Annotated in this window: 4 protein-coding genes and 1 pseudogene; all 5 read right to left on the reverse strand. The window is 40.6% G+C overall.

Annotated features, from left to right (window positions below):
• Positions 1–449, reverse strand: a 449-nt coding sequence (gene rpsG / locus QZ359_RS01830) for a 30S ribosomal protein S7 (RefSeq protein ID WP_293956960.1), incomplete at its 3' end; no start/stop codon positions are given.
• 19 nt (positions 450–468) lie between these two features.
• Positions 469–882 (reverse strand): 30S ribosomal protein S12, encoded by a 414-nt coding sequence (gene rpsL, locus QZ359_RS01835; RefSeq protein WP_001142332.1) that lies wholly within the window; start codon positions 880–882, stop codon positions 469–471.
• 314 nt (positions 883–1,196) lie between these two features.
• Positions 1,197–1,796: a response regulator transcription factor gene (locus QZ359_RS01840; RefSeq protein ID WP_293957370.1), complete on the reverse strand. Its 600-nt coding sequence runs from the start codon at positions 1,794–1,796 to the stop codon at positions 1,197–1,199.
• A 1-nt stretch (position 1,797) separates the two neighbouring features.
• Positions 1,798–2,895, reverse strand: a complete 1,098-nt coding sequence (locus QZ359_RS01845) for a sensor histidine kinase (protein ID WP_293957372.1) — start codon at positions 2,893–2,895, stop codon at positions 1,798–1,800.
• Positions 2,895–3,096: pseudogene (locus tag QZ359_RS01850) on the reverse strand (ABC transporter permease); the annotation flags it as partial. The gene QZ359_RS01845 and the pseudogene QZ359_RS01850, both read right to left, overlap by 1 nt.

Consider the following 3,096-nt stretch of genomic DNA (forward strand, 5'->3'; position numbering starts at 1 on the left):
GCACGGTTAGCTTCAGCCATACGGTGAGTGTCTTCACGTTTCTTAACTGCTGCACCAGTGTTGTTAGCAGCATCCAAGATTTCTTTTGCAAGACGGTCTTGCATTGTGTGTTCACCACGAAGACGAGCGATTGTTACCAACCAACGAAGTCCAAGTGTTGTACGACGTTCTGGACGAACTTCAACTGGGACTTGGTAGTTAGAACCACCAACACGGCGTGCACGTACTTCAAGTACAGGCATGATGTTTTCCATAGCTGTTTCAAATACTTCAAGTGCATCGTTGCCAGTAGCTTCTTTGATTTGCTCAAAAGCACCGTAAACGATTGAAGCAGCTGTACCACGTTTACCGTCAAGCATAACGCGGTTGATAAGACGAGTAACTAGTTGTGAATTGTAAAGCGGATCTGGCAATACGTCACGTTTTGGAGCTCTATTTTTACGACTCATTTCTCTTTATCCCCTTTCCTTATGCTTTTGGACGTTTAGTACCGTATTTAGAACGGCCTTGTTTACGATCGTTAACACCTGCAGTATCAAGTGCACCACGGACGATATGGTAACGTACCCCTGGAAGGTCTTTTACACGTCCACCACGAAGAAGCACCACGCTGTGCTCTTGCAAGTTGTGTCCGATACCTGGGATGTAGGCAGTAACTTCGATAAGGTTGCTCAAACGTACACGAGCAAATTTACGAAGGGCTGAGTTAGGTTTTTTAGGTGTCATTGTTCCAACACGAGTTGCAACACCACGTTTTTGTGGTGAAGAAACGTTTGTTTGAACTTTTTTATGACTGTTGTAACCAACGTTCAAAGCTGGTGATTTAGATTTTTCTACTTTTGATTTACGCGGTTTGCGAACCAATTGGTTAATTGTAGGCATCTACATTCTCCTGTGTTTTTTTATTTTTGGTGATGATACACTTGGTGACAGCTATCATCTGTGTGTACTTTTGCAACATTTGTCAGCACGTCCCTGTACACTCTTGAGAGACCAAAAGTAAAAAGTACCGTCTATTATTGTAACAAAATTTTCCCTTGGTTGTCAAGATATTTTTCTTTTTTTATTCTTAATTTTAGCTCTTTTGTAGTGCTCCCCCAAAAAAGAAAAAGGAGGAATCCCACCCTCCTAAAGTTAGTATTGTTCCATTCAATCCCATCAATTTTAACACATAATGTTCAAAAAATATTATATCATCACAACCAACCAGATTCTTTCGCGATATTAGCTGCCTCTGTTCGATTACCTGCATCTAGTTTCGAAAGAATATTGGTGACATAGTTTCGGACGGTTCCGTTTGATAAATAAAGTTGATCTGCAATTTCTTGATTGGATAAACCCTTAGCAATTCCCTCTAAAACAGCAATCTCTTGTTCTGTCAACGGATTGGGATGGGTCATCATGACTTCCATCAACTCTGGAGAATATTCCTTGCGTCCCTCTAACACCGTATGCAAGGTATGCATGAGGTCTGCAATGCTTCTTTCTTTTAATACATAAGCATCTACTCCAGCCTTGACTGCACGTTCAAAGTAACCAGGGCGCTTGAAGGTCGTCACCACAACCACCTTTGTTTCTAAATTTTCTGCTCGTATCCACTCCAAAACTTCAAGACCTGTCTTAACAGGCATTTCTACGTCAAGGATGGCGATATCTACAGACTCCTTTTCAAATAGTTGGATTGCTTCTTGCCCATTCTTGGCTTGTAAGACAGACTCTACATCTGCTTGAAAGGCAAGCAACTGGCACATGGCATCTCGTAACATACTTTGATCTTCTGCAACAAGTAGTTTCATCTTAGTTTCTCTCCTTATAAGGTAGTCGAACCTGCACTTCCGTTGGGTGTTTCTGACTGATTACACTTACTTCTCCTGAAAATGGAAGGACACGATCTCGGACTGTATGGAACTCATCTCCTTTTATAGAAGCGAAGCCACAGCCATCATCACTTACTGTTAGAATGAGTTCCTTCTCTGTCCGTTCTAATTTTAAGTAAGCTTTAGACGCTTGAGCATGTTTGATGATATTGGTTACTAACTCAAGCAAAATCATAGAAGCCGTTGACTCCAATTCCTGAGTTAAGCTAGCTGTATCTAGTTGATTAGCTATTTCCACCTCAATTCCAGCAATTTCTAACATCTTTTTCACAGTCTCTAGTTCGGATGTCAAAGTTCTAGACTTAAGATTTTCCACAATGGTTCGCACTTCACGCATTGATTCTTTGCTAATTTGCTGTATTTCTCTTAATTCCTTTTCCACCTGTGGATAAGCCTCCATCTGAAATAACTGCAAGGCTAAATCTGTCTTGACACTCAGCATAGCAAAGGTATGTCCCAGACTATCATGCAAATCCTGACCGATACGACTACGTTCATTTTCAGCAAGCAATAGATTTATCTGGGCATTTTGCTTAGCCTGAGCTTCTTTCAAATCCTCGACAATACGAATCCGAACCAAGCCAAAAGTCATTAAATCGACAAAAGCAAGAATTACAAGTAGATAGAATAGAAACTCAACTTCGATTCTCTGAAAAATCAACAGTTGGCCCACAACAAGGACTTGAGCAAGAAGAAAAGTCCAGACATGTAAAGACTTTAAACTACGTACGCCAAAATGATAAATTAAGAGATTGGCAAGGAAAAAGAAGAACCAGATATAATTTACACCAACAAAGGCAGTATTCCCAGCTACATAGGCTAGCATAATCACCCAACAGAGCCAGGATAAACGCTGACTCTTGGTGGTTAAAACACCTAAGTAAGCCAAGACAAATAGAATATCAATCAATAAATGCCAGACAGCAAGCTCCCCAGTCACTACAGGAACGATGGGAAAAACCATAAAAATCAAACTGGCCCAAAACATATAATGTATGCTTTTCAGTCTTTCAAGCATTAAGCATTCTCCTTATGACCTTGAAGGTAAATGGTCAAACCAAACAAAACTGCTGAAAAAACAAGTAGATAAACTGTGGCTGATAAATTGATGCCACCCTCGTTTAAGAAGGTCTTGAGCAACTCCATCAACTGATAAGTTGGTAGACACTTCCCGATTGCTTGCATCCAGTCTGGAAATAAAGAGATGGGCATCCAGAGT

The organism is Streptococcus sp. (assembly GCF_019414905.1).
In the GTDB taxonomy this organism is placed as follows: domain Bacteria; phylum Bacillota; class Bacilli; order Lactobacillales; family Streptococcaceae; genus Streptococcus.

Bases quoted from the DNA above. Each gene is read 5' to 3' on its own strand.
- rpsL (WP_001142332.1), bottom strand. From the start codon at position 882: ATGCCTACAATTAACCAATTGGTTCGCAAACCGCGTAAATCAAAAGTA.
- QZ359_RS01840 (WP_293957370.1), bottom strand. From the start codon at position 1,796: ATGAAACTACTTGTTGCAGAAGATCAAAGTATGTTACGAGATGCCATG.
- QZ359_RS01845 (WP_293957372.1), bottom strand. From the start codon at position 2,895: ATGCTTGAAAGACTGAAAAGCATACATTATATGTTTTGGGCCAGTTTG.